Annotated in this window: 1 protein-coding gene; it reads right to left on the bottom strand. The window is 68.1% G+C overall.

Annotation, left to right across the window (positions count from 1 at the left end):
* Positions 1-1,215 (bottom strand): trypsin-like peptidase domain-containing protein (locus tag RBB18_RS23125; protein WP_306121284.1); only part of this gene is annotated, 1,215 nt, incomplete at its 3' end.
* Between the last annotated feature and the right edge of the window lie 67 nt (positions 1,216-1,282).

The raw sequence follows: 1,282 nt of genomic DNA, 5'->3' as shown, positions 1-1,282 counted from the left end.
CCCCGCCTCCAGCACCACGACCCCCTCCGCCATCAGTGGCAGGCCCAGTTCTGCGATGACGGCCGGGTTGATGTTGCCGACCGTCATCCCCGGGATGACGCTTTGCGCCCCGGTCTCCGTCACCTCCCGTGGCGGCTCTTCCGGTGCAGGCCCCAGCCGCAGGACCACATCCTCCGCAGCGCCGTCCCGCACGCGCGTCACCCGCGTCTCGCCGCCGATCCCGGCCACCGACATTCGGTAAATCATCTCCGGCGCCGCGTTCACCGCCTGCCCGTCCACTGCCGTGATCACATCGCCCGCCTGGAACCCGGCCGCGGCAAACGGGCTCGCGGGATGCAACTGCGAAATGATGATGCCGCCCGGCACATTCAGGCCCATCCCCTCGGCCATGTCCGCCGTCACCGGCTGGCCGCTGATCCCGGCCCAGGGCCGTTCGAACGCGGTGTTTCCCGCCTCTGCCTGCGCCACGAATTGCGCCACCAGCGCGGCAGGGATGGCAAAGCCGATCCCGTTCGACCCGCCCGACCGGCTCAGGATCCGCGTGTTGATCCCCACCAGCCGGCCACGAATATCCACCAGCGCCCCACCCGAATTGCCGGGGTTGATCGGCGCGTCGGTCTGGATGAAATACCCCCGCGCATTGCCGGTGGCCGCGCCTGATCGCGCCAGCCCCGACACGATCCCGCTGGTCACCGTCTGGCCCACGCCAAAGGGGTTGCCGATCGCCAGCACCAGCTCACCCACCTCGACCGTGTCACTATCGCGCAACTCCAGCGCCGGCATGTCCGCCGTGCCCTCCAGCTTCAGGATCGCCAGGTCGCTTTCCTCGTCCGAGAGCAGCACCCGCGCCTCGAATTCCCGCCGGTCGTTCAGCACCACGCGAATGTCCGTCGCCATCCCCACCACGTGGTAATTCGACACCACGATCCCGTCCGCGCTCAGGATCACCCCCGACCCCAGCGAGTTTTCCACCCGCTGCCTTGGCCCGCCGAAATCGCGAAAGAATTCCTCGAAGAACGGATCGCCCCGGAACGGGCTCGAGCGCGTGTTCACCACCCGCCGCGCATAGATGTTCACCACCGCCGGCGCGGCCGCCTTGACCACGGGCACAAAGCCCATGCTGATCTCGCTCTGGCTCTCGGGCACGCGCATCTCCGCCCCCGCCGGCACCGCCAGCGTCACGGACAGAACAAGGGCATATATCCATCTCACCATGTCCCGTGATATGCGCCCCCAGCGCCTTTGATGCAAGCACCCACGCCCCGCCCTTCATCGTTCCCGA

It is taken from the genome of Roseovarius sp. MMSF_3298 (genome assembly GCF_030733705.1).
Classification (GTDB): domain Bacteria; phylum Pseudomonadota; class Alphaproteobacteria; order Rhodobacterales; family Rhodobacteraceae; genus Roseovarius; species Roseovarius confluentis.
The sequence above is the reverse complement of the archived record's forward strand: the minus strand, read 5'-3'. Positions and strand labels throughout refer to the sequence as shown.